Source organism: Actinomadura viridis, assembly GCF_015751755.1.
Lineage (GTDB): Bacteria > Actinomycetota > Actinomycetes > Streptosporangiales > Streptosporangiaceae > Spirillospora > Spirillospora viridis.
This window is the reverse complement of record NZ_JADOUA010000001.1, coordinates 7,126,828-7,149,297: the sequence shown is the minus strand read 5'-3', so window position 1 is coordinate 7,149,297 and position 22,470 is coordinate 7,126,828. Positions and strand designations below refer to the sequence as shown.

Sequence of the window (22,470 nt, the reverse complement as noted above, 5' to 3'; positions counted from 1 at the left end):
CTGTCAGGACGCGGGCGGCGCCCCGGTCAGGCGGTCACGCCGTCCGTGCTCAGCAGGACCACGGTGCCCTCGTGCCCCGGCGCCAGCGAGGCGCGGTGGCCGCCGGACAGGGCCGCCCGCACCCCGGCCAGGGCGGCGCCGCCGCAGGGCCCGGCCGGGACGCCGAGGGCGGTCAGGTCACCGGCGGCGCGGGCGGCGGCCTCGTCGGCGACGGCCACCGCGGCGTCCAGCCCGCCCTCCAGGTACGGCCAGGCGAGGCTGGACGGCGCGGGGCGGTCGAGTGCGGCCATGATCGTCTTCCCGGGCGCCACGCTCACCGCGTGCCCCCGTACCAGGCTCGCCAGCACGCACGGCGCCGCCTCGGGCTCGACCGCCAGGAGGGTGGGCGCGGGCGCCGTCCCCGTCCCGCCGCGGTGGTGGACGACCGCGGCCTGGGCCAGCGAGCCCGCCCCCACGGGAACGGCCACCAGGCCCGCGGGAGCGGCCCCCGCGTCCCGCAGCTGGTCGTCGATCTCGGCGAAGAGGGTGGAGTACCCCTCGACGATCCACTGCGGTACGTCCTCATGACCGGGCCACGCCGTGTCCGGGACGAGCAGCGGGCGCGGCACCGTCCCCGCACGCCCGGACGCGGGCGCGGCGGGCGCCTCGCACGCCTCGTACTCCGAGACGGCCTGCCGCAGGGCCTCGCTGTACGGCCCGGTGACCTCGGTCAGCTCCGCTCCCTCGGCGCGGATGGCCGCGGAGGCGGCGGGCGCGAGGTCCGCCGCCGGGACGAACACGTGGGCCGGCAGCCCCAGCAACCGGGCCGTCCTCGCCACGGCGCGGCCATGGTCGCCGCCGGCCGCCGCGACCAGCCGTACGGGCGGGTGCGCCGCCGCGACGGCCTTCAGGGCGGCCACCGGGTCGGCGTCCGCCGCCGGATCGGGCCGGACGCCGTAGTGCCGGGCCAGCGCCCGGTGGATCCCCCACGAGGCGCCCAGGATCTTGAACGTGGGCAGGCCGAGACGCGCCGACTCGTCCTTGACGAAGACGCGTTCCACCCCCAGCTCGGCGGCCAGCTCCGGCGCCTCGGCCAGCGGGGTCGGCGCGTACCCGGGCAGGGCGCGATGGAAGCGGACCGCCTCGCCCGGCGCCGGCGGGCAGCGCCAGGCGCGGGCGAACGGCCTGGCGTACCAGGAGACCGGGAGGCGGTCCACGATGCCGGATCCCACGCAGGAAATGGTTCCCATCGTCGCTTGGCGGAACCGGCCGGCCCGATGTGGGGAGCGTGCCCGGCTCCCTGGCTCCGCGCCGCCCTGGGCTAGTGCTTCTTGGTCTTCTTCTTGGTCTTCTTCTTGCTGTCCGACTCCCACTCGTACCCGGGGGTGTTCTTCTCGCAGTAGCTCTTGCTGACCCTGGTGTCGGTGGCGTCGTGCTCGCACCAGCGCTTGCTGGAGCAGGCGCTCAGGCCGAGCCCCGCGACCAGTACGGTCATGGCGATCAAGAGGGAGCGGGTCTTGGGCATTTGCGATCGACCTTTCTCGGCCCGTCAACGCGGAGGAGCGAAGTGACCGGGCGAGATTAGCCGAACGACGACCCGTCCAAAAGCCCCGCCCCCGCCGGTTTTCCCGGAGGATCGGGACACCGCGGGGAGCTCCCTGGCCGAACTATGCTTGCGCCGTGAACGACAAGCCGGTGGAGGGCGACGGGGACCATCCCCCAGCGGACGTTCCGGCGGCTCACGGCGACCCCACGTCGTCCGCCGGCCGGGAGTACCGCATCGGGGAGCTGGCCCAGGCCGCCGGCCTCCCCGTACGGACGCTCCGCTACTACCAGGAGCGCAAGCTGCTCCCGCCGCCCCGCCGCGTCGGCCGGATCGGGCTGTACTCCGACGACCATCTCGCGCGGCTCCGCGTGATCGGCGACCTCCTCGACCGGGGGCACACGCTCGAAGGCATCCGCGAGCTGCTGTCCGCTTGGGAACGGGGCCAGGACATCGAGGCCGTCCTCGGGGTGGAGAAGGTGGTCACCACACCCTGGTCCACCGAGACGACGGTGACCATGACGCGGGACGAGATGGCGGCCCTGTTCCCCGGCGAGATCGGCCCCGACGTGGTCGAGCGGGCCGTACGCCTGGGCCTCATCGAGGTGGACGGCGACCGCGTCACCCACTGGAGCCGCCGCCAGCTGGAGGCCACCGTGGCCCTCGTCCGGGCGGGCGTGCCGCTGGAGGAGGTGCTGGCGGCCGGCCAGGCGCTCCAGCGGGGCATGGACGAGGTCGCCTCGATGTTCGTCCGGCTGATCAGCACCCACGTGCTGGGCGGGCCGGCGGGGCGCGACCTCGGCGAGCTCACCGACGTCCTGGACCGGCTGCGGCCCGGAGCCCAGGTGGCGGTGGAGGCCGCGTTCACCCGGGCCATGGACCGCCAGGTACGGGCGGAGCTCGACCGGATGCTCGGGCACCTGGCCGCGTCCGCGCCCGCCTCCGTGCCCGCGTCCGCGCCCGGCTCCGTGCCCGCGTCCGCGCCCGGTTCCGGCCCTGTCTCCGACTCCGGGCCCGGTTCCGCGGCCTAGAACGGCGGTGGGCCTCGCCCTGGCCCGGCCCTGGCTCTGCCCTGGACGGGCCCTGGCTCGGCGGACTCGGCGGACTCGCACAGAACGCACCGCCGGCACCGCCATACTGGGGAGATGGTCGACGAAGAGCGCTGGAAGGCCCGATTCCGTGCGGCCCGGGTGAGCCTGCCCGGCTGGGCCCTGGACGCCCCGCACCGCAGCACCTACCGGTCGAACGTCACCGGGACCTGGGAGATCTACGCCTGGGACCGGACGACCGGCGCCCGGCGGCAGGTGACCGACCGCCCCAACGGCACGTGGATGGGCGGCGTCGACCCGACCGGCGTCTGGATCTGGTGGTTCGCCGACACCGACGGCGACGAGTTCGGGATCTGGCGGCGCACCCCGTTCGACGGCCCCGCCTCCCAGGACGCCGGCGCGGAGGCCACGGGTACGGACGGCAGCGAGCCCGCCGTGCCGGGCCTGGAGCCCTCCTACCCGTCCGGCCTGGCCCTGGGCTCCAGCGGCCTCGCACTCGTCGGCCGTACCACCGAGGACGGCAACAGCGTCCACCTCTGCCGGCCGGGCGCCGAGCCCGAGGTGCTGTACCACCACGCCGAGGACGCGCACGTGGCGGCGCTCTCCCGGGACGAGACGCTGGTCGCGATCGGCCACAGCGAGCACGGCGACAGCCGCCACATGGCGCTGCGCGTGCTGCGCCCCGACGGGACGGCCGTCGCCGACCTGTGGGACGGGCCGGGCAAGGGCGTGTACGGCGCCGGGTTCGCCCCGGTGCCCGGCGACTCCCGGCTGCTGGTCAACCACGAGCGCCGCGGCCGGGAGGAACTGCTGATCTGGGACCCCGTCGCGGGCACCGAGCAGGAGATCGTCCTGGACCTGCCCGGCGAGATCGGCGCCGACTGGTACCCGGACGGCTCCGCGCTGCTGGTCTCCCACTCCCACGAGGCCCGCGACGAGCTGTACCGCTACGACCTGGGCTCCGGCGAGCTGACCCGGATCGAGACGCCCCGCGGGGTGATCGGCGGCGCCACCGCACGGCCGGACGGGACGGTCGAGTTCTCCTGGTCGTCGGCCGCCGAGCCGCCCGTGGTGCGGTCCACCTCGGGCGCGGTCGTGCTCACCCCGCCCGGCCCGCCGGCGCCGCCGTCGGTACCGGTCGAGGACGTGTGGGTGGACGGCCCGGGCGGCCGGGTGCACGCCCTGATCTCCAAGCCCGCCGAGGGCACCGGCCCGTTCCCGGCCGTGTTCGACGTCCACGGCGGGCCGACCGCGCAGGACGAGGACTCCTTCGTCCCGTCCGCGGCGGCCTGGATCGACCACGGGTTCGCGGTCGTCCGGGTCAACTACCGCGGCTCGACCGGCTACGGCTCGCAGTGGCGCGACGCCATCGAGGGCCGGGTGGGGCTGACCGAGCTGGAGGACATCAAGGCGGTCCGCGACTGGGCGGTCGGCTCCGGCCTGGCCGACCCGGCGCGGCTGGTCCTCACCGGCGGCTCCTGGGGCGGTTTCCTCACGCTGCTGGGCATCGGCACCCAGCCCGACGACTGGACCGTGGGGGTGGCCGCCGTCCCGGTCGCCGACTACTTCGCCGCGTACGAGGACGAGATGGAGGGCCTCCAGGCGTTCGACCGCTCGCTGTTCGGCGGCTCGCCCGAAGAGGTTCCGGACCGCTACCGCGAGTCGTCCCCGCTGACCTACGTCGAACGGGTGAAGGCGCCCGTCCTGATCCTGGCCGGGGAGAACGACCCGCGCTGCCCGATCCGGCAGATCGACAACTACCTGGCGCGGCTGTCCGAGCTGGGGAAGCCGCACGAGGTCTACCGGTACGACGCCGGGCACGGCTCGCTGGTCGTGGAGGAGCGGATCACCCAGATGGAGGCGGAGATGACCTTCGCGCGCAAGCATCTGGGGCTGTGCTGAGCGCGGCCTGACCGGACGGGCCTGACCGGTCTGCCCGGCTTGACCGGACGGGCCTGACGGCGGCGGCCCGGCCCCTCGGCACCCCGTGCCCGGGGGCCGCGCCGGGCCGTCCGTTCAGGCCGGGCGCGTTCAGGCCGGGCGCGTTCAGGCCGGGCGCGTTCAGGCCGGGCGCGTTCAGGCGCGGACGTCGCGGATGATCCCGACCAGCTCGCGGGTGACCGACTTGAAGCCCGGCAGCCGCGACATGGACACCATGCGGTCGACCAGGGGTACCGTCCGTTCGACCAGGAGGTAGGTCTTGCGGCAGCCGGGCGAGCCGTCGTGCACCCAGTACAGGACGATGCCCATGGAGTAGAGCCACAGCAGCTCGGGCAGCTCCTGCCGGAACTCGGCGTCGATCTTGAGGGAGGAGCCGTCCACGACCTCCCGGTAGATGGCCACCGCCGCCGCGCGGGCCGGGCCGGAGTCGGCGCTGAACGGGTTGAGCGGGCTGGTGGGCTCGGCGGCGAACTTGAAGAACTTCCCCGCGAACTCGTGGTACGGCACCATCGTGTCGACCCGGGCCTTCAGGACGCCCAGCAGGCGGGGCGCGAAGTCGCGTTCGGCGGCCAGCACCTCCCGGCACGCCTTGACGTGCTCCTCCTGCAGCTGGTCGTAGTACGCCTGGAGCAGTTCTTCCTTGGAGCCGAAGTAGTAGTAGGCGTTGCCGACCGAGACCCCGGCCTCCTTGGCGATCACCCGCATCGTGGTCGCCTCGTACCCGCGCTCGCGGAACAGGCGCAGCGCCGTCTCGACGATCAGGGCCCGCGTCTGCTCCGACTTCACCGCCTTGGTCTCGGTCACGTAGGCCACCCTAAAGCGCGCCGGGGCGAGTTGTTCGGGTCCGCGGACGGGACTCCGGACGCGGGCCCGCCCGGCCCCGTACCGGATGAGCACCGCGAACACCCGGGGACGACCGGAAGGCGCCGCCGGCCCGCCGCGTACGGGCGGGCCGGCGGGCCGGAGCCGGGTGCGCCGGTCAGCGGCCGGTGCCGCCGTAGACCACGGCCTCGACCTGCTCGGCGTCGAGGTCGAACGCGTGGTGCGCGGCGGCGACCGCGGTGTCGATGTCGTCCTGGGCCACCACCACCGAGATCCGGATCTCCGAGGTGGAGATCATCTCGATGTTGACCCCGGCGTCGGCGATCGCGGAGAAGAAGTTGGCGGTGACGCCGGGGTGCGAGCGCATCCCCGCGCCGATCAGCGACACCTTCCCGACCCGGTCGTCGTAGCGCAGCGACTCGAACCCGATCCGCTCCTTGACCTTGTTGAGCGCGGTCAGCGCGGACTGGCCGTCGCTGGCCGGCAGGGTGAAGGAGATGTCGGTACGGCCGGTGGAGGCGGCCGACACGTTCTGCACGATCATGTCGATGTTGATCTCGGCGTCGGAGAGGACGGTGAAGATCGAGGCGGCCTCACCGACCTTGTCCGGGACGCCCACCACGGTGATCTTGGCCTCGCTGCGGTCGTGCGCGACGCCGGAGATGATCGCCTGTTCCATGTCCCCGTCCTTCTTGCCTTCGATGTCGCTGCTGTCGACCACCCATGTGCCCTCCTTCTGGCTGAAGGAGGACCGCACGTGGATCGGGATGTTGTAGCGGCGCGCGTACTCCACGCAGCGCAGGTGCAGGATCTTGGCGCCGCTGGCCGCCATCTCCAGCATCTCCTCGTAGGAGATCCGCGGGATCTGGCGCGCGGCCGGCACGATGCGCGGGTCGGCGGTGAACACGCCGTCGACGTCGGTGTAGATCTCGCACACGTCGGCGTCCAGCGCGGCGGCCAGCGCGACCGCGGTGGTGTCGGAGCCGCCGCGCCCGAGCGTGGTGATGTCCTTGGTGCCCTGCGAGACCCCCTGGAACCCCGCCACGATGCAGATCGAGCCCTCGTCCAGGGCGGTGCGGATCCGGCCCGGCGTCACATCGATGATCTTGGCTTTGCCGTGCGCGCCATCGGTGATCACGCCGGCCTGGGAACCGGTGAACGAGCGGGCCTCGTGGCCCAGGTTGGCGATGGCCATGGCCAGCAGCGCCATCGAGATCCGCTCCCCGGCGGTGAGCAGCATGTCCAGCTCACGGGCCGGGGGGAGGGGGCTGACCTGCTCGGCCTTATCGATCAGGTCGTCCGTCGTGTCGCCCATGGCGGAGACCACGACGACGACGTCGTGGCCCGCCTTCTTGTTCGCGACGATGCGCTGGGCGACCGCCTTGATGCGCTCGGCATCGGCGACGGAGGAGCCACCGTACTTCTGCACGACAAGAGCCACGGGTGGGCGCTCCTCGGATAGGGGTCAGGCGTACCGGCGTCGAGTCTACCGAGGCGGCCCGAATGCGTTACGACAAGGTAACACCCCGCCCGTGGACGGCCCGGCGGCTCAGGTGACGGCGGCGGCCTCCTCGGCCACGTCCAGCCGGGCGCCGGCGATCACCGCGTGCAGGGCCCGGAGGGCGGCGCCGGCGTGGTTGCCCCAGTGGTTGAAGTAGGAGTACTGCCACCACCAGAGCGCCTCCAGCGGACGGTCGTGCTGGTAGTGGCGCAGGCCGTGGACGAGGTCGCTGGCGACGTCGGCCAGGTCGTCGGAGAGCCGGTAGGCGGTCGCCTCGGTGTCCTTGTACGGGTCGAAGACCTCCACGTACTCGTCCACCGCGACCAGCCGTTCGGCCAGGCCCTGCCGGACGGTGTCCAGGTCGGGGTCCTCGCCGACCTCGGGCTCCCAGTTGTCGGGGAGGATCACGTCGGCGCTGGCGCCCAGCTGCGCGCCGGCCAGGATGACCTGCGAAACCTCCAGGAGCAGCAGTGGCAGGGCGTGCGGGCCGCCCTCGCCTCGCGCGACGGCCTCCAGCCCGTTCAGGTAGTTCTCGACATGGCGGGCCACCCGCTCGGCGAGGGTGTTCCAGTCCTGCGGGCTGTTGGCGTCAGACATCGAGCAGCCTCCGTCCTTCGAATGCGCGGCCGAGGGTCACCTCGTCGGCGTACTCCAGATCGCCGCCCACCGGCAGGCCGCTGGCCAGTCGGGTGACGGTCAGCCCCATGGGCTTCACGAGGCGGGCGAGGTAGGTCGCGGTGGCCTCACCCTCCAGGTTGGGGTCGGTGGCGAGGATCAGTTCGGTCACGGTGCCGTCGGCCAGCCGCTGCATCAGCTCGCGGATGCGCAGATCGTCGGGGCCCACGCCCTCGATGGGGCTGATCGCCCCGCCCAGCACGTGGTAGCGCCCGCGGAACTCGCGGGTCTTCTCGATCGCGACGACGTCCTTGGACTCCTCCACCACGCAGATGACGTGGGGGTCGCGGCGGGCGTCCCGGCAGATCCGGCACTCCTCTTCCTCGGCCACGTTCCCGCACGTCTTGCAGAAGCGGACCTTGTCCTTGACCTCCTTGAGCGCCTTGCCCAGCCGTTCGACGTCGGCGGGGTCGGAGGCGAGGAGGTGGAAGGCGATCCGCTGCGCGCTCTTGGGGCCGACGCCGGGCAGCCTGCCCAGTTCGTCGATGAGGTTCTGAACGACCCCTTCGTACAACGGTCCCTTCCTTTCACGCTGGTCACACCGGCTCGGTCAACGGGGTCGGACGGCCGCGGGCGGCGGGTGCCGGGTGGTGCCCGTCCCGGTCACGGCCGTCCGGCGGTCAGTCGCCGGCCTTCCCGGAGCCCCCCGAGCCACCGGCCCCGCCGGGGCCGCCGGGGCCGTTCGGGCCTTCCTCGTCCGGGCCCTCCTCGTCCTGGCCGGGCCTGTCCTGGCCGGGCGCGGCGGGGCCGCCCGCGCCGGGGAAACCCGGAAGCTCCGACATGCCCGGCAAGCCGGGGAAAACCGGAAGACCAGGCATACCACCGCCGCCGGCGCCGAAGTCGGGCAGCCCCCCGCCGAACCCGGCGGCGAGCGGCCCCATCGCGGACTGCTGCATCTCCTGGACCTCCCGGCCGGCGTCGCGGATCGCCGCGAGCACCAGGTCGGCCAGCGTCTCGGCGGTCTCGGCCGGATCGTCGGGGTCGATGGCCTCGGGGTCGATCGACACGCCCGTCACCTCGCCCTGGCCGTTGACCGTCGCGGTGACGAGCCCCCCGCCCGAGGTGCCCGTCACCTCGGCCTCCGCGAGCTCCTGCTGCGCGCTGAAGAGCTTCTGCGCCTGCTCCAGCAGCTCCTGAAAGTTCAACTGACCACCGGGTTCCACGGCGTGCTCCGTTTCCTTCCGGCCCTGGCGGGCCTCTCCTCGGCGACCCGCCGACCATCGGACGTCTGTCTTCCCGAGACTACGGGTTTCGCACGCGATCCGGTACGTACCACCCTCCGGTGCGCCGACCGGCTCACGAGTTGTCGAACTCCCGGATGATCTGCCCGCCCAGCTCCCGCTGGATGAGCGCCATGCCGCCGGCCTCGGCCTCGGTGCCGTCCGCGTCGGCGTCCCCCTCCGGGTCGACCTCGTCGCTCTCGTCCATCGGCTCGGGCTCGGGCGGCGGGGGCGGCTCGTCCGGGGGCGGGGGGCCGGGGTCGTCGTCCTGCCATGCCGCCCCTGTCCGCGCGGTGTCCTGCCCGGCGCCCGTACGCCCGGACGGGCCGGAGGGGGTGCCCGGCTGGTCCGGCCGGCCACCGGGCTGCGGGCCGCCGCCCGGACGGGGCGCCGCGGGCGTGGACGCCCCGGCGAACCCGGCCGAGGGGCCCGTTCCAGAACCGGCGCCGCCGTACCCGCCGCCCCCCGGGCCCGGCCTGCCTCCCGGCCTCCCCCCGCGCCCGCCGGGGGCGGGGGCGCCGGTGCCGAGTACGGTGTCGATCCGCCAGTCCACGCCCATGCGCTCCTTGAGCACCTGGCGCAGGACCACGTCACGGCCGCTGCTGGCGAATCTGGTCCGGGCGCCCTCGGCCTCGAAGGCGAGGGTGAGCAGGTTGTGGTCCAGCGAGACCGGATGGACGCCCTGGATCATGACCCAGGCGACCTTGCTCTTGTGCTTGACCGCCTCGACGATGTCCGGCCAGACCCGCTGCACGGCGGAGACGTCCGCACCACCCGCCGCTGCCTGGACCGGCGCCTGGGCCGCCTGCGGCGGCGCGGAGGGCGCGGGCCGAGCGGGGGCCTGAGCCTGGGTCTGGGGACGGTTCTGGGCCTGGGGACGGTTCTGCGGCTCGGGAGGGGCTTGGTGCCGGGGCCGTTCCTCCGGCTCGGCGGCCTGCGGGGGCCGCTGGTCACGCCGTTCGTCCTGGACGGCGGGCACCGGGGCCGGGGACGGCTGCGGCGGCTGGGGCGAAGGCGGCTGCGGCGCGGACGGCTGGGGCGCGGCCTGGAAGGCGGGCGCCGGGCCGCCGGACGCGCCGGACGCGCCGGGCGCGGGCGCCGCGGGGAAGCCCTGCGCGGCCTGCCGCTCCAGCCGGTCGAGCCGGGCGAACAGCGACGCCTCGTCCTCGTACGCGGCGGGCAGCAGGATCCGCGCGCAGATCAGCTCCAGCAGCAGGCGGGGGGAGGTCGCCCCGCGCATCTCCGTCAGCCCGGTGTGCAGCAGGTCGGCGGCACGGGCCAGCTCCCCGGGGCCGAGCGAGCCGGCCTGCCGCCGCATCTGCTCCAGCTCGTCCGGCGGGACGTTCAGCAGCCCGCTGCCGCCGGCCTCCGGCACGTTCGACAGGATCACCAGGTCGCGCACCCGTTCGAGCAGGTCGGCCGTGAACCGGCGGGGGTCCTGCCCGCTCTCGACCACCCGGTCGATCGCGGCGAACACCGCGCCGCCGTCCCGCGCGGCGAACGCGCCGATCACCTCGTCCAGCAGCGCCGCGTCGGTGTAGCCGAGCAGCGACACCGCCCGCGCGTAGGTGATGCCCTTCTCGTCCGAGCCCGCGAGCAGCTGGTCGAGGATCGACAGCGTGTCCCGGGCCGACCCGGCTCCCGCCCGTACCGCCAGCGGCAGCGCCGACTCCTCGTACGGCACGTCCTCGGCCCGCAGGATCTCCTCGACCAGGTCCTGCAGCACGCCCGGCGGGATCAGCCGGAACGGGTAGTGGTGCGTCCGGGACCGGATCGTCCCGATGACCTTCTCCGGCTCGGTGGTCGCGAACACGAACTTCAGGTGCGGCGGAGGCTCCTCCACCAGCTTCAGCAGGGCGTTGAAGCCCTCCCGGGTGACCATGTGCGCCTCGTCGATGATGTACACCTTGAAGCGCGCGGAGACGGGCGCGAAGAACGCGCGTTCGCGCAGGTCACGGGCGTCGTCCACGCCACCGTGCGAAGCCGCGTCGATCTCGATGACGTCGATGTGGCCGGTGCCGGTGGGCCCCAGCGCGACGCAGGAGTCGCAGGTGCCGCACGGATCGGGCGTCGGCCCCTTCTCGCAGTTGAGCGAACGGGCCAGGATCCGGGCACTGGAGGTCTTGCCGCAGCCGCGCGGACCGCTGAAGAGGTACGCGTGGTTGATCCGGCCGTTGCGCAGCGCCTGCTGCAAAGGCTCGGCGACGTGCTCCTGCCCCTTGAGCTCGGCGAACGTCGCTGGCCGGTACTTTCGGTACAGAGCCAGACTCATTGGGGGCCCGCCCTCCTCGAGAAGCAGAGCGTCAGAAATCAAAGGACCCCCCGCACACCCGCCAGAGCCTGCTTATCCTTGCTGCCTTCCGGCCCTGGGGAGGTTCACAGGGTGACGCCATGCGAGGGGTCTCCCCAGAGTCTATGGCATACGGGGCGGCGGATATGCACGCTCGCCCAGACCGTTCGCGTAGGCTCCGGCCCCATGCCCGCCCCCCACGCGCCGACTCCGCAGGAGAAGCTCCTCCACATCGCCGAACGCCATCACTGGGAATCGGCCCGCGACACGGGTGTGTCGTACACCATGTCCACCCTCGGCCGGACCCTCGACGACGAGGGTTTCGTCCACTGCTCCTCCGACCTCGCCCAGGTGGAGGGCGTCCTGTCCCGCTTCTACGCGGGCGTCGACCGCGCCGGCCTGGTCCTGCTGGTCATCGACGCCGCCCGCCTGGACGCCCCGGTCCGCTACGAGCCCGCCGGCGACGAGGTCTTCCCCCATGTCTACGGCCCGATTCCGATCTCCGCGGTTATTGATGTCCGTTCAGTGCCCGGAAACCGGTAGGCTCTCCTGCGGAGGATTCGCCTAGTGGCCTAGGGCGCACGCTTGGAAAGCGTGTTGGGGGCAACCCCTCAGGAGTTCGAATCTCCTATCCTCCGCTTGCCTGACCAGGCAACACACGTCGAGGGCGGCACCCCCAGGGTGCCGCCCTCAGTGCTTAGTCTCAGTCCTAGTCTCAGTTGGCCTCTAGGGCCGCGCCTCACTCTCCTCGTCGTCCGTCACCGGCTCGGCCGTCTCCCAGAGGAGACCGGCGACTTTGCCCGCTACGTCACTCCGGATGGCATCGACCATGTGTTGGTAGCGCTTCGCCATCGAGGCACTCGACCAACCCATGATCGCCATCGCCGTGGCCGTAGGCACACCGAGAATCAGAAGGACGGTGGCAGCGGTGTGCCGGGCGTCATGCAGGCGTGACTCTCGGAGGCCCGCCGTCTCTAGGAGGGCCTTCCATTCCCTGTAGTCCGTGTTCGGGTTGAGCGGACGACCGTCCGGCTTGGTGAAGACGTACCCGCCCTCGTGCCAGAGTTGGCGAGCCTCCTCACGTTCCGCGTCCTGTTGGCGCTTGTGCTGCTTGAGCAACTCCACAAGCGGGAGTGGAAGGCCGATCATGCGTCGTCCGGCCTTCGACTTGGTGTCGCCGGTCTCGGGGCGGGTCTCCCGCTTCTTCGGGCAATAGCCAGCTTTGCGCCCACATGGCGGCTCTCCACAGCCGTGGGCGTACTTCGGGCGGAGGCGGCCACGTCGGACACGAATCATGCCCGTCTCGAAGTTGACGTCTTCCCACTTGAGGCCGAGGGCCTCGCCCTGGCGGAGACCAAGGGCGAGCGCGACGACCCAGCGTGCGCCGTTTCGCGGCTGCTCCCCCGCGACCTTCAGGAGTCGCTTGATCTCCTCCAGGTCGTAGGGCTCGGGCTCCTCCTCGGTCAGCTTCGGGGCCTTGGCCAAGAGCACGGGGTTGCGAGAGATCATGCCTCGCCGTTCGGCCTCGTTGAGCGCGTTCCGGAGGGTCCGATGTACGTGGTGAGCGGTACCGGCGGCAAGGCCCTTCGCCTGCATCTTCGCGTACAGCTTCTCGGCGTGTTCGGGGGCGAGGTTGTCCAGGCGGTGAGCGCCGAGCCCTGGAATGAGGTGTTTCTCCACGTCAACGCGATAACCGGCGTGCGTGTTCTCGGAGACGCGCGGCGGGACGGCGATGTTGTCGATCCAGTGCGTCAACCACTTCTCGACCGTCCAACGCTGACCGGCCTTGGGTACGCGCCTCGCATCCCGTAGAGCTTCGAGGTTCCGCACCTTCTCCGTGACGAGGGCCTTGGTCTTGGCCATGACGTGACGACGGTCCGGCTTACCGTCATCCTTCACGCCGACAGTGACGCGGCCGTGCCAGTAGCCGTCCTTGCCGAGGTAGATCGTGGATCGTCCGTTGACGTTGCGTCCCATGGCGGACTCCTCTCAAGCGGGGATGGACTCGGGCTGGCTGCGGGCGAGCAGATGGGACACGTATGCAGTGAGGCATTCGGTAGGGACGCGACGGAGTCGGCCGATGGTCACGGTCTCGACCTCGCCAGAGGCGATGAGGCTGTACATCAGCGTCCGGCCGATCTTGAGGCGACGGGCGGCCTCCTCAACGGTCAGGAGCAGGTCCGGTTCTGCGCTGGTCCTCGTGGTCACAGGCTCTCCTGATGTGATTCGTGACGGTGGGTCCAGGTCGGCGCCGTGCGGGGGCTGTGCGCCGATCAATCCGCGTGTGGCAAGGGAGCGTCTGGCGGAGCGCGGAAGCGGTGAAGCACGTCAGCGGAATTCAGCAGATTCCTTTGTGCTGGTTTCTGCTGACGTGCTGCGCCGCTGACGGGCGCGGTCATCGGGTGCCCTCGGTTGCGTTGGGGTGGGTCTCGTAGACGGGCCCCGCTTTGCGGCCTCGGCCGGTCTTGGGCGCGGCGGGGAGGCGGCGGATCCAGCCGTGCGACTCCAGGACGCGAAGAGCGGGGTCTAGGTCGGTGACCTTCTTGAAGCGGCGGAGCGAGGACAGGACGTCACGGGCGCCGAACTGTGTGGTGCCGGTGCGCTCGATCCAGTCCAGGAGGGCGCGTGCGTCGGCGACGGCGGGGTCTGCGCCGATGGCGTCATAGGCGGCTTGGGCGTGGACGGTAAAGTACTCACCGACCTCGTGGGCGTCGAGGAGCGTGCCGAGGCTGATAGGGCGGTTCCAGCCGGTACGGAAGTGCTCGGCGAGGTGGAGCAGGGCGGCGATGCGGACGACGGCGCCGACGTACTTGCCGCCCCAGTCGGTCATGTGGGCAAGGTCGCCAGTGTCGGGGCGGAAGCGGGTTTCGGTGTCGTCCAGAAGGGCGCGGATGGCGGTCTCGGCGTCCGGCTCGAAGCCGAGGGTGATCGGCTCGGGGAGCGCGTCCAGCGTAAGGATGAGAGCGGTGACGTTGGAGGTGTAGGCGGTACGGACGGCCTCGGGGATCGGGGCGGGGTCGGACTTGCGGAAGCCGAGGAGGGACTTGGGGACGGAGTAGAGGAGGCGTCCAAGTAGGCCCTGTTCGTGGAACTGGGGCGTCTCGCCGAGGCGGGCAAGGACGCCCGGCTGAGTGCAGATTCCGAGGGTGACGGTCGCGGCATCGATGCGTTCGGACGGGCGCCCCATCCGGTCGATGCGCATTTCCTCGCCCGCGTGACCGGCCTTGAGGACGGCGAAGTTCGGGGCGCCGGAGTAGCGCCCGGCGGCGATAGAGAAGATCTCTCCCTCGGGCGACAGGATCGCGAAACGGCCGTCCTGTTCGGCGAGGTGGGTCGTCAGCCGTTCCACGGTCGCGTCATCGGAGAACAGGCACGGTTCGGCGGGGACGGTGATCTCGTCCAGGGCCAAGCGTGCGACGGCGGCCTCGTCCAGAGCGGCGCCTTGCTGGGTGGCGTCCGTTGCTGCGGCGGCGGCCTTCTCCGTCTTCTCAGCACGTGCCTCGGCGACTCGACGGGCGATGGCGGCCTCGGCGATGAGCGGCCGGGCCTGCTCGACGAGGATCCTCTCGGCCTCGCGGATCGGGGCCGTCATGTGCTTGTAGACCTCGGACTTGCGGTTGCCGGGCGGCAGAACGACCAGGGTGAAGAGGTTGGTCGGCTCGGTCCAGGTCGTTGCCTCGGCCCAGACCTTGCCGCCGGCGGCGACGCCCAGGACGGCGAGGGCGAGGCTTCCGGCGAGGTCGGGCGGAGTCTGGGTGACCTCGGCCAGACCGGCGGCATAGGCGCCGAGCCAGTCCGGGAACGCGCTCAGCGGGAACGGGGGCAGTTCAGGGGCGGCCGTCAGCGGAGCGGGGTCGGGCCATCCTTTGGCGGCTTCGGCGGCGATGGTGGCCATCTCGGCGGCGACGGCGGTCCGAAGGCTCGCGGTGTCGTCTCCGGTGGCGCCGTAGCCGAGTTGCATGAGGCGGGTTCCGGCGGTGATGACGTGGCGTGCGTAGGCGAGTTCGCGTACGAGGTGGGCGTAGTAGGTGACGTTCGCGGCCGTGGGCACGCCGCTGATGAGCGTGTGAAGGTAGGGGGCACCGCCGATCTTGGCGAGGTCGCGCGGGTTGATCGCCGCCCCGACGGCGACCGGTTCGTACGGTGCGCCCCGGTCGGCGAGGCCGACGATCGTCTCCCAGATCAGGCTGTGGGCCGGGCGGTAGAACTCGGAGCCGTCCAGGAGCGAGCGAGCCTCACCGAGGGCGGGCGGGGCGAGCATGACGGCGCCGAGGACGTGTTGCTCGGCATCGATGTTGTGGGGGAGCGGCCGGACGAACTCGGCGAGGCCGGTCGCGGCGGGCTCGTCGTTCTCGACCAGGTGGAGCGGGGGCGTCATGATGGGAGGACCTCCATCGGTTAAGTGATCGGTCGGGGGTGCGGCCTCGGTGCTCGTGCTTGGTGGCTGTGGCACCGAGGCCGCTTTGGCTGTCGGTCAGCGGTCGCCGCGATGGCGGGTCTTGGTCAGGTAGGTCACCAGGCGGCGGCCGGGTCGGACCTCGGCGGCGCGTCCGCCGCACTTGTCGCAGTACCGCCACGCACGGCCGGAGGAGGAGCGGAAGCGCCCGCCGCCGCCGCATTTCGAGCAGGCCCGAAACGGCCAGATGAGGCAGTGGACGAGGTAGCTACCGCCGAACACCACGGCGAGCAGGAGCCACGCGCCGAAGCTGGGCCCGGAGTCGTTAGCAGTGGCGAGGAAAAGGGACATGCGTGCCTCCTGGAGCGCTTCGAGGGGTTGCGGCAGGTCGGGCGCTAGGCGCTTGAGTGCTGGTCAGAGGTCGAATAGGCCGCTAGCAGGGCCGCTAGGTCTAGCGGGTGGCGCCGCTAGACCTAGCGGCGATCGGGGCGGCTACCGAGAGCGGGCGCGGGTCACGTCAAGGGCGTTCACGACGTGCTCGCGAACGATGCCGCGCCGGTTCGCACCCTTGCCGGTTTCGTGCTGTCCCCATACCTGCTGTGTCGTGATCCCGTAGGGCTTGAGCGCATCGGCAAGCTGGGCAGGCGTCCAGGGTCCGTAGAGGCTCGGGCGCAGCTCGGCGAGGCGCCGGAGGATCGTCTCCGACCAGATCTTGTCTTCGTCGGCACCGATCACGGCGACGACGTCCTCAAGGACCGAGATTTCGGACTCAGAGGGGGTGACCTCCTCACCGGCCGCGTGACCGGCGAGGGCTCCGGCGGCCTTGCGGAGGGCTCGGGCGCGATCGGCGATGCGGTCGCTGGTCGGACCGTCGATGTAGAACGAGCGGGTGATCTGCGGATCGTCGGCCTCACCGACCAGGTACCCGATGCCCAGGTCCCGGCGGGTGAAGGTGGTCGCCCGGATCCCGTTCCGGTAGGCCGAGGTACCGAGGACCATGTCGTTCTCGACCTGGCCCATGACCCGCAGGCAGTACCGGATACCGACGTTCGCCGAGACTCCGGTCGGAAGCGAGTCCTTGTCCGGACGCTGGGTCGCGAGGACGAGGAAGACGCCCATCGCTGGACCACGCTTGATGATCGCGGTAGCCAGTTCCGCGGCCTCCTTGCCATGCTCGGCGTGGGCGAACAGTTCCTGGCACTCGTCGATGAACAGGCCCAGCGGGTGAAGCCCGAGGGAGCGACGTGCGGCGATCTCCGGCGTGACCTTGTTCTCGGGGCAGATGTCCTTGGGCAGGGACGAGAGCACCTTCGCGCGCCGCTCAAGGTCCTTATGGACGTACCGGAGGCCGTCCAGGCACGCCGCGATGGTCGCGTCGTCGGGCCCGGAGCCGTACCGATGGGCGTACTTCTCGGCGAACGACAGGTCACCGGTGCCCTTGAGTTCGTAGACCAGGTTCTCGGCCGTCACGTCCAGGCCAGCGGCCAACAGCAGCGGCTTGATGGAGAAGGTCTTGCCCATCCGGGGCATCGCACCGATAAGCCAGTTGGCGAACATCAGGGTGCCCGTGACAAGCCGTCCACGCTGGTCGGTACCGAACGGGATGGGCTTGAACACGTCGGCACGTCCCGACTTCGCCAGCGGCCAAGCCGCAGGCTTGACCCGGCTCATGTCCTGGTCGCCCACCCACAGGACGAGGCGCCCGGCGTGATGGTCGTGGGCAGGCTCAGGCCATACGCACCCCACCGGGCGCCGGAGGCCGGAGGCGAGACGCTCGCGACGTTCCATGATGTCGGTGACCGTGACGCCGTATGGGAGATCGACGTCGGCACGCCACCCAGGACCGTCACGGGTGATCGGCGAGGGGAAGGTGATGCCGTCCCCGCCCTTGCCGAGGGCCTTGTTGATCTCGGCGATACCGAGGGCTCCAAGCGCCCGGATGATGATCTCGCTCGTGAGCTTGGGCGCCTTGGTCGAGACGACGGCCGGGCCGATGAGGGGCTTGTCCTTGGGCGTTCCAAGCCATCCCAGAACGGCGACCAAGGCGACGGCGACGGTCGTCTGAGTGACTCCCCCGGCGGCGGCCACCGCGCCAGCGGCCACGCTTCCGCCGCAGAGGCCACCGAGGGCGACCAGGCGACGCCAACGAACGCGGTCGTCCCGTTCCCGCAGAAGCCGGAGGTAGGTATCGGCGTCCTTGCCGTCCACCGCGTGAAGCCGCAGGGGAAGCGCTTCGGTGTCGTTCACCCATCGCCAGGTGCCCGAGACCAGGCGCCACAGGCCACGCGGTGAACGTCCGGCGAGCGTCAGGGCGTAGGCCGGAATGCGGACCGCGTGATAGCCGGTGACGTGTCCGGCATAGTTCACCGACCAGCGGACGAGGGCCTTCGCCTCCTGGCGGTCGCGGAGCCACGGCGGGATGATCGGACGGCGCTGCGCAGCCGTCCCCGCGACGATCCTCGTCCGCACGCTGGACGGACGGCGGTCGGGCTGATCGACGAGGACCGTTCCCTCAAGAGCGTCGCCCTCGTCCGGACGGTCCGGCCCGTCCGCCTCGTGCCGTCCGTCCGCTGCGGACGGCACGAACGAGGCCGGACCGTTCGTCGCCTCGCCGGAAGGGGCGGGCGAGTCAGGGGCAGGCTCATCGCCGAGGCGGGTGGGGAGTTTAATCACGTCGGCCATGGGCTTGGAGTAGGTCATCGCGCGTCGTCTCCCTCGGAGGAACGGGGTACGGAAGCGGTGTCTTTCCTGGTCGGATCGGCAGGGGCCTCGGCCTTGAGGCGCGCCAGGAGCACGCCGGCGCGCTCGTTGCTGACGCTCTGGTCGGCCTCGCGAAGAGCGGCGGCGAGCGTGTCCCGGTTGAGCGGCAGACCGCGAGACTCAAGCTCGGTGGTGATGCGCCACCCCAGCGGCATCAGGTCATCGACGTCCGGCGCCGTCCGCTTGCCGTTGCGGCCTCGGGTCGTGGCCCGTCCGCGCTTGGACGTCCGTCCGTCCGCTGGACGAGGTGTCTCTTGGGCATCGGACGAGGACGCGGACGGCAGTCCAGGCGCTCCGGACGGTCCGGACGGTCCAGGGGCGATGGCCGGACGGTCGTCGGGCTCCGGCCCGTCGTCCGGACGAACCGTGATGGTGGGCGCCTCATCCTCGTCGCCCCCCTGGTCCGGCTCGGCCGGAGCGAGTTCACCGAGCCGGTACAGGGCGCGCGTCCGTCGCGGTGCCTTCCACCGCCACGCGAGGGCACCGTAGGTGTCTTGTAGCTCGGTCAGAATGAGGAGCCGGGCGCGCTCCCGGTCGAGAGCGTCCCGGTAGGAACGCATCTCCCACAGGACCATCCGGCGCCACAGGACGACCGTCCGGAACGGAGCCAGGAGCCAGCGCGAGGCCCGGATCCGGTCCATGCGCGTCCCGGACTCGATACCCGCCCGGATCCGGATCACGTGAGCTCCGACCTCAACGGCCACGACCCACAGGCAGGGGAGGATGGCGTGCGCGACCGCACCGAACGCGGAGGTCTCCCCCGCGACATTCAGGTAGACGGTCGCAGCGGTGAGGGCCCAGGGGAACAGCCTCAACCACCAGATGCGCATGTTGAGCCGCGCGAGGACGATGTCCAGGGCAGCGAAGATCGCGATGCCGAGGTCGATGCCGATGGGCAACGTCCACGCGAACACCCCGAACGAGGGACGTGCAGCCTCGGCGACAGCGGTGAAGCTGTTCACGAAGCCGATCACGGCCAGCACCACGACCAGGGCGGCCACCACGGCGACGGCGGTGAACTCCTGGCTCGACAGCGGCCGGGGGCTCATGCCACCGCTGTCAGCGCGACCGAACGAGGGCGGCGGGGACATCTGATCACGCCGTCGTCCGGCGAACGGCTCGGCCATCAGGCACCACCGCTGCGCGCACGGTGCGCCATGGTCGTAGCCCTGTAGCCGCTGCTCGGGACGGTCACGCGACCGGTACGGGCGGGGACGTCCAGGGCGCCAACGAACAGGGCGCCCAGGGCCTCGGCTTCGAAGGCACCCCACACGCCCGGCTCCGGGCGGCCGGTGATGGCGCGATCAAGGCACTGGGTCATCACGGGGCAGGCCAAGCACACCTCAGCAGCGACGGCGAGTCGTGCGGCCTTCTCCTCCTGGCCCTCGTTCTTGTCGGTCGGGCCCGTGTGCAGTTCGGGGTCAAAGGCGCATTCGGCAGTCGCCAGTCCGTATCGCTTGCGCGCTACGAACGAGAGCTTGCTCGGGTGGATCGTCATGGGGGCTCCTTCGGGGTCCCGTGATCGGTCGGGGAGAGGTCCGGCTTCGTGCTGGTGGCTGTGAGCCGGAGCGAGGGAGAGGGCTACGCCTGGAGGGCGGCGGCGAACTTCCCGGCGGCGTCGGCCATGTTCACCAGGACGCCCCCGGCCTGCTCGACCATGTGGGCGGCGGCGGTCGGGTTCTTGTAGGCGAAGAGCAGGAAGATCGCGAGGGCGACGTACCGGCCGTACTTCTTGGGCTGCGGGAACATGCGTGACCTCCTGGAGGTGGCCTGACCAACTTGGCTAGTCAGGTCTCTTGAGGCACGATCATGACCAGCTTGGCTAGTCATGTCAACGGGTTCGGCCAAGATTCTTCTAGCTTGGCTAGCCAGCCCGTACGCTGGAGGGCATGAATGTGGCCAGCGAGTACCTCGGTGACCTGGACCCGGACGACCCACGGACGCCCTCGCAGCAGATCGCGACCAAGCTTCGAGCGGCGATCCTCACCCGCAAGCTCAAGCCGGGAGAGAAGCTCCCCTCTCAGCCCGAGCTGGCGAGCCGGTACGGGGTCGCCCGCGAGACCATCAAGGCCGCGCTGAGGACGTTGCAAGCCGAGCGTCTGATCGTCAGCAGGCAGGGGAGCGGGTCGTACGTGCGCGCTCAGACGGAGCGCCCCATCGGCCTACGGCCCCACATTGAAGCGGCCTTCGAGCGCCCTCATGTCTCCATCGACTTCGCGGGCTTCTCAGGCGAGACCCTGCACAACACCCTCATAGAGGTGCTCGACAAGATTCGCGCGGGACGTCTTACGCCGGAATCACTAAAGATCCGCATCCTGATGTGCGACACGTCTGCCGCCATGGCATTGCCGCGCCGAGTCGGGACGGACACCGCAGAAGAGGCAATCAAGCAACGGGCAGAGCGCATCACGAGTCGCGCTGTTGACGGGATCGTGGACGCCGTTCATGAACTCGTAGACCTAGGACTCATCAAGTCGGCCAGCGCTGAGGTTCGCGTTCACGAACTGACCCCCTCGTTCAAGTTGTACATCCTCAACTCGGAAGAGATCTTTTATGGCCTCTACCCAGTGAAGCAACACACCATCCGCTTGAACGGCGATCAGGTCGACATCTTCGATCTCCTGGGTAAAGATGCCACCCTCTTCCACTTCTCAGTCAGCGATGACAGCGAGACATCGAGCGCACCCCAGTTCGTAAGGGAGTCACAGGCTTGGTTCGACGCGCTGTGGGGGACGATCGCGCGTGAGTACAAGCCGTGACGGCGCTCAGGACGCTCGTACAGACAACGCAAGCTATCCTGCTCGACTTTGATGGGCCCGTCTGTCGGCTGTTCTCCGGTCTCCCGGCACACGAGATCGCCCAGAGGATTCGCGGCTTCCTGCTCAGCCAGGAAGTGTCGCTACCGGAAACGATGATGTCGGAAAGCGATCCTTTGGCGTTCCTCAGCTGGACCGGTGCCGCGGCCCCACATCTGCTACAGGCAGTCGAACAGATACAAAGGGAGTCTGAGATAGCGGCGGCACGTCTGGCGGAGCCGACTGCGGGGGCTGTGGAGACTGTTCGATCAGCAGCGGCGCTAGACCTTCCAGTGGTCATCGTGACCAACAACTCCGCAGAAGCGGTGCGGATCTACCTTGCCCGCCACGCTCTCGGTACCTCCATTACGGGGATCTCGGCTCGCGTGGAAGGTCGGCCCGACCTGATGAAGCCGGACGCGTATCTCGTGCTCAAAGGAGCCGAGATGGCGGGGCGAGCAGCAACCACATGCCTGCTCGTTGGGGACTCTCCGACAGACATGCAGGCGGCCAAGAAGGCGGGTGTGGCTTGTATCGGCTACGCCAAACGCACGACCAGGATCACGGAACTCTCTGACGCCGGCGCCGACTTGGTCGTTCAAAGCATGGAACCTCTGGCGACCGTCGTCGCTGACCTGAGGGTGTAGCGAAGATGGCGACGAGAAGGATCGAGATTCCTGCCGGAGTCAGGGAAGCGGTATCGAGACGTTGGCCCGATCTGGCTCAAGCATGGCAAGAGAACGCGCCTGACGAACTGGAGACAATCTGTCACCGCTACAAGGCGCGTCCTGTGCGAGCCTTCGACGCTCGCTATGGCTTTGTGGTCGAAGTAGCCACAGATCATGCAGAGTTGGTGATGAGATCCACGCCTGACCCCCTTGGAATGATGCAGGCAGAGGTCTCACGCTCGCTATCCCATCTGGGTATAGGCCCACACATATACGAAGTCATTCGTACATCAGTGAGCGTGTGGACTGTAGCAGGGCGCATCTTCCCCGGCGACCAACTAGACGGTAAAGCGATCTCCCTTGAACGCTTGGCACCCGTCTTCCAAAAGATGCGTGATCAAAAGGCAGCGAATGACCAGTTGCCGACTCTCGGCGACTGGTTGCGTTCCCGTCTACATGACGAGAACCTGAGCGACCTTGCTCCAGGGCGTAGCCAAGCGTCGTCAAGTGAACGCAGACAGGGCGCCGCAATCCTTGAGGGCCTGGAGGCCGACGCACCCAATATGCTCTGCCACGGTGACGCATCCTCAAAGAACATCCTCCTCGGACCCTCTGATCAGCTCTTCCTGATCGATCCTCGGGGCGTCAGCGGCGACGTCTGCTATGACGTCGCGGTTGCTGCCTGGAAGACCGCTGGTGATGAACGGCCCTCAGCCCGTGCGGCGACTCTGGCACGCCTTGTGGGAGTCGACGCCGAGCGGGCCCAGTCGTGGCTAGCTGTCGCGGACGCAGCCCGCGTTTAGTAGTACAACTAGACCTCACCCCGATGGG

Annotated in this window: 21 protein-coding genes, 1 tRNA gene, 1 other RNA gene and 1 pseudogene; 7 read left to right on the top strand and 17 right to left on the bottom strand. The window is 70.4% G+C overall.

Going from position 1 to position 22,470, the window contains the following annotated elements; translation table 11 throughout:
• Window positions 1-26: 26 nt before the first annotated feature.
• Window positions 27-1,211 (bottom strand): pyridoxal-phosphate dependent enzyme, encoded by a 1,185-nt coding sequence (locus IW256_RS32470; protein ID WP_307829254.1) that lies wholly within the window; start codon window positions 1,209-1,211, stop codon window positions 27-29.
• Between the two features lie 89 nt (window positions 1,212-1,300).
• Window positions 1,301-1,504 carry a hypothetical protein gene (locus tag IW256_RS32465; protein WP_197014574.1) on the bottom strand — a complete coding sequence of 68 codons (204 nt, stop codon included), beginning with the start codon at window positions 1,502-1,504 and terminating at the stop codon, window positions 1,301-1,303.
• A 155-nt stretch (window positions 1,505-1,659) separates the two neighbouring features.
• Between IW256_RS32465 and IW256_RS32460 the strand changes: the two genes are divergently transcribed.
• A complete protein-coding gene (locus IW256_RS32460; protein ID WP_307829253.1) occupies window positions 1,660-2,553 on the top strand; it encodes a MerR family transcriptional regulator in 894 nt (297 codons plus the stop codon).
• A 114-nt stretch (window positions 2,554-2,667) separates the two neighbouring features.
• Window positions 2,668-4,473 carry a S9 family peptidase gene (locus IW256_RS32455; protein ID WP_197014573.1) on the top strand — a complete coding sequence of 602 codons (1,806 nt, stop codon included), beginning with the start codon at window positions 2,668-2,670 and terminating at the stop codon, window positions 4,471-4,473.
• A 174-nt stretch (window positions 4,474-4,647) separates the two neighbouring features.
• Here IW256_RS32455 and IW256_RS32450 read toward each other — a convergent pair whose 3' ends face one another.
• From IW256_RS32450 to ffs, 7 genes and pseudogenes are all read right to left on the bottom strand, one after another.
• Window positions 4,648-5,316 carry a TetR/AcrR family transcriptional regulator gene (locus IW256_RS32450; RefSeq protein WP_197014572.1) on the bottom strand — a complete coding sequence of 223 codons (669 nt, stop codon included), beginning with the start codon at window positions 5,314-5,316 and terminating at the stop codon, window positions 4,648-4,650.
• A 175-nt stretch (window positions 5,317-5,491) separates the two neighbouring features.
• A complete protein-coding gene (locus tag IW256_RS32445) occupies window positions 5,492-6,775 on the bottom strand; it encodes an aspartate kinase (protein ID WP_197014571.1) in 1,284 nt (427 codons plus the stop codon).
• A gap of 108 nt (window positions 6,776-6,883) precedes the next feature.
• Window positions 6,884-7,432 carry a DUF5063 domain-containing protein gene (locus tag IW256_RS32440; RefSeq protein WP_197014570.1) on the bottom strand — a complete coding sequence of 183 codons (549 nt, stop codon included), beginning with the start codon at window positions 7,430-7,432 and terminating at the stop codon, window positions 6,884-6,886.
• Entirely contained in the window at window positions 7,425-8,024 is a 600-nt protein-coding gene (gene recR, locus IW256_RS32435; protein ID WP_197014569.1) for a recombination mediator RecR, read from the bottom strand. The genes IW256_RS32440 and recR overlap by 8 nt, the downstream gene beginning before the upstream one ends.
• Before the next feature lie 283 nt (window positions 8,025-8,307).
• Window positions 8,308-8,673 (bottom strand): annotated as a pseudogene (locus IW256_RS41695) (YbaB/EbfC family nucleoid-associated protein); the annotation flags it as partial.
• Window positions 8,674-8,806: 133 nt separating this feature from the next.
• Entirely contained in the window at window positions 8,807-11,002 is a 2,196-nt protein-coding gene (locus IW256_RS32425) for a DNA polymerase III subunit gamma and tau (protein WP_197014567.1), read from the bottom strand.
• Between the two features lie 38 nt (window positions 11,003-11,040).
• Window positions 11,041-11,136: signal recognition particle sRNA small type (ffs, locus tag IW256_RS32420), an RNA gene on the bottom strand.
• Window positions 11,137-11,206: 70 nt separating this feature from the next.
• Between ffs and IW256_RS32415 the strand changes: the two genes are divergently transcribed.
• Entirely contained in the window at window positions 11,207-11,563 is a 357-nt protein-coding gene (locus IW256_RS32415; RefSeq protein ID WP_197014566.1) for a DUF952 domain-containing protein, read from the top strand.
• Between the two features lie 10 nt (window positions 11,564-11,573).
• A tRNA-Ser gene (locus tag IW256_RS32410) sits at window positions 11,574-11,658 on the top strand.
• An 88-nt stretch (window positions 11,659-11,746) separates the two neighbouring features.
• On the opposite strand, the gene IW256_RS32405 is transcribed toward IW256_RS32410, so the two are convergent.
• The 8 genes from IW256_RS32405 to IW256_RS32370 all read right to left on the bottom strand — a co-directional run bounded on the left by IW256_RS32405 (window position 11,747) and on the right by IW256_RS32370 (window position 19,925).
• Complete coding sequence (locus IW256_RS32405) at window positions 11,747-12,997, bottom strand: tyrosine-type recombinase/integrase (RefSeq protein WP_197014565.1); 1,251 nt, start codon at window positions 12,995-12,997, stop codon at window positions 11,747-11,749.
• Between the two features lie 12 nt (window positions 12,998-13,009).
• On the bottom strand, window positions 13,010-13,228 hold the full coding sequence (locus IW256_RS32400) for a helix-turn-helix domain-containing protein (RefSeq protein ID WP_197014564.1): 219 nt from the start codon (window positions 13,226-13,228) through the stop codon (window positions 13,010-13,012).
• 187 nt (window positions 13,229-13,415) lie between these two features.
• On the bottom strand, window positions 13,416-15,398 hold the full coding sequence (locus tag IW256_RS32395; RefSeq protein WP_197014563.1) for a DUF3987 domain-containing protein: 1,983 nt from the start codon (window positions 15,396-15,398) through the stop codon (window positions 13,416-13,418).
• Window positions 15,399-15,494: 96 nt separating this feature from the next.
• Entirely contained in the window at window positions 15,495-15,767 is a 273-nt protein-coding gene (locus IW256_RS32390; protein ID WP_197014562.1) for a hypothetical protein, read from the bottom strand.
• A gap of 141 nt (window positions 15,768-15,908) precedes the next feature.
• A complete protein-coding gene (locus tag IW256_RS32385) occupies window positions 15,909-18,116 on the bottom strand; it encodes a cell division protein FtsK (protein WP_197014561.1) in 2,208 nt (735 codons plus the stop codon).
• The gene (locus IW256_RS32380; protein WP_197014560.1) at window positions 18,113-19,225 is read right to left on the bottom strand and encodes a DUF2637 domain-containing protein; all 1,113 of its coding nucleotides are present in this window, start codon (window positions 19,223-19,225) and stop codon (window positions 18,113-18,115) included. The genes IW256_RS32385 and IW256_RS32380 overlap by 4 nt, the downstream gene beginning before the upstream one ends.
• A gap of 77 nt (window positions 19,226-19,302) precedes the next feature.
• Window positions 19,303-19,674 (bottom strand): WhiB family transcriptional regulator, encoded by a 372-nt coding sequence (locus tag IW256_RS32375; RefSeq protein WP_197014559.1) that lies wholly within the window; start codon window positions 19,672-19,674, stop codon window positions 19,303-19,305.
• 83 nt (window positions 19,675-19,757) lie between these two features.
• On the bottom strand, window positions 19,758-19,925 hold the full coding sequence (locus IW256_RS32370; RefSeq protein WP_197014558.1) for a hypothetical protein: 168 nt from the start codon (window positions 19,923-19,925) through the stop codon (window positions 19,758-19,760).
• A 140-nt stretch (window positions 19,926-20,065) separates the two neighbouring features.
• Here IW256_RS32370 and IW256_RS32365 point away from each other — a divergent pair, with 140 nt between their 5' ends.
• From IW256_RS32365 to IW256_RS43190, 3 genes are read left to right on the top strand one after another with little or no spacing between them, the layout of a single operon-like run.
• Window positions 20,066-20,935 (top strand): winged helix-turn-helix domain-containing protein, encoded by an 870-nt coding sequence (locus IW256_RS32365; protein WP_197014557.1) that lies wholly within the window; start codon window positions 20,066-20,068, stop codon window positions 20,933-20,935.
• Entirely contained in the window at window positions 20,932-21,618 is a 687-nt protein-coding gene (locus tag IW256_RS32360) for an HAD family hydrolase (protein ID WP_197014556.1), read from the top strand. The genes IW256_RS32365 and IW256_RS32360 overlap by 4 nt, the downstream gene beginning before the upstream one ends.
• Before the next feature lie 5 nt (window positions 21,619-21,623).
• Entirely contained in the window at window positions 21,624-22,442 is an 819-nt protein-coding gene (locus IW256_RS43190) for a phosphotransferase (RefSeq protein WP_197014555.1), read from the top strand.
• Window positions 22,443-22,470 lie beyond the last annotated feature (28 nt).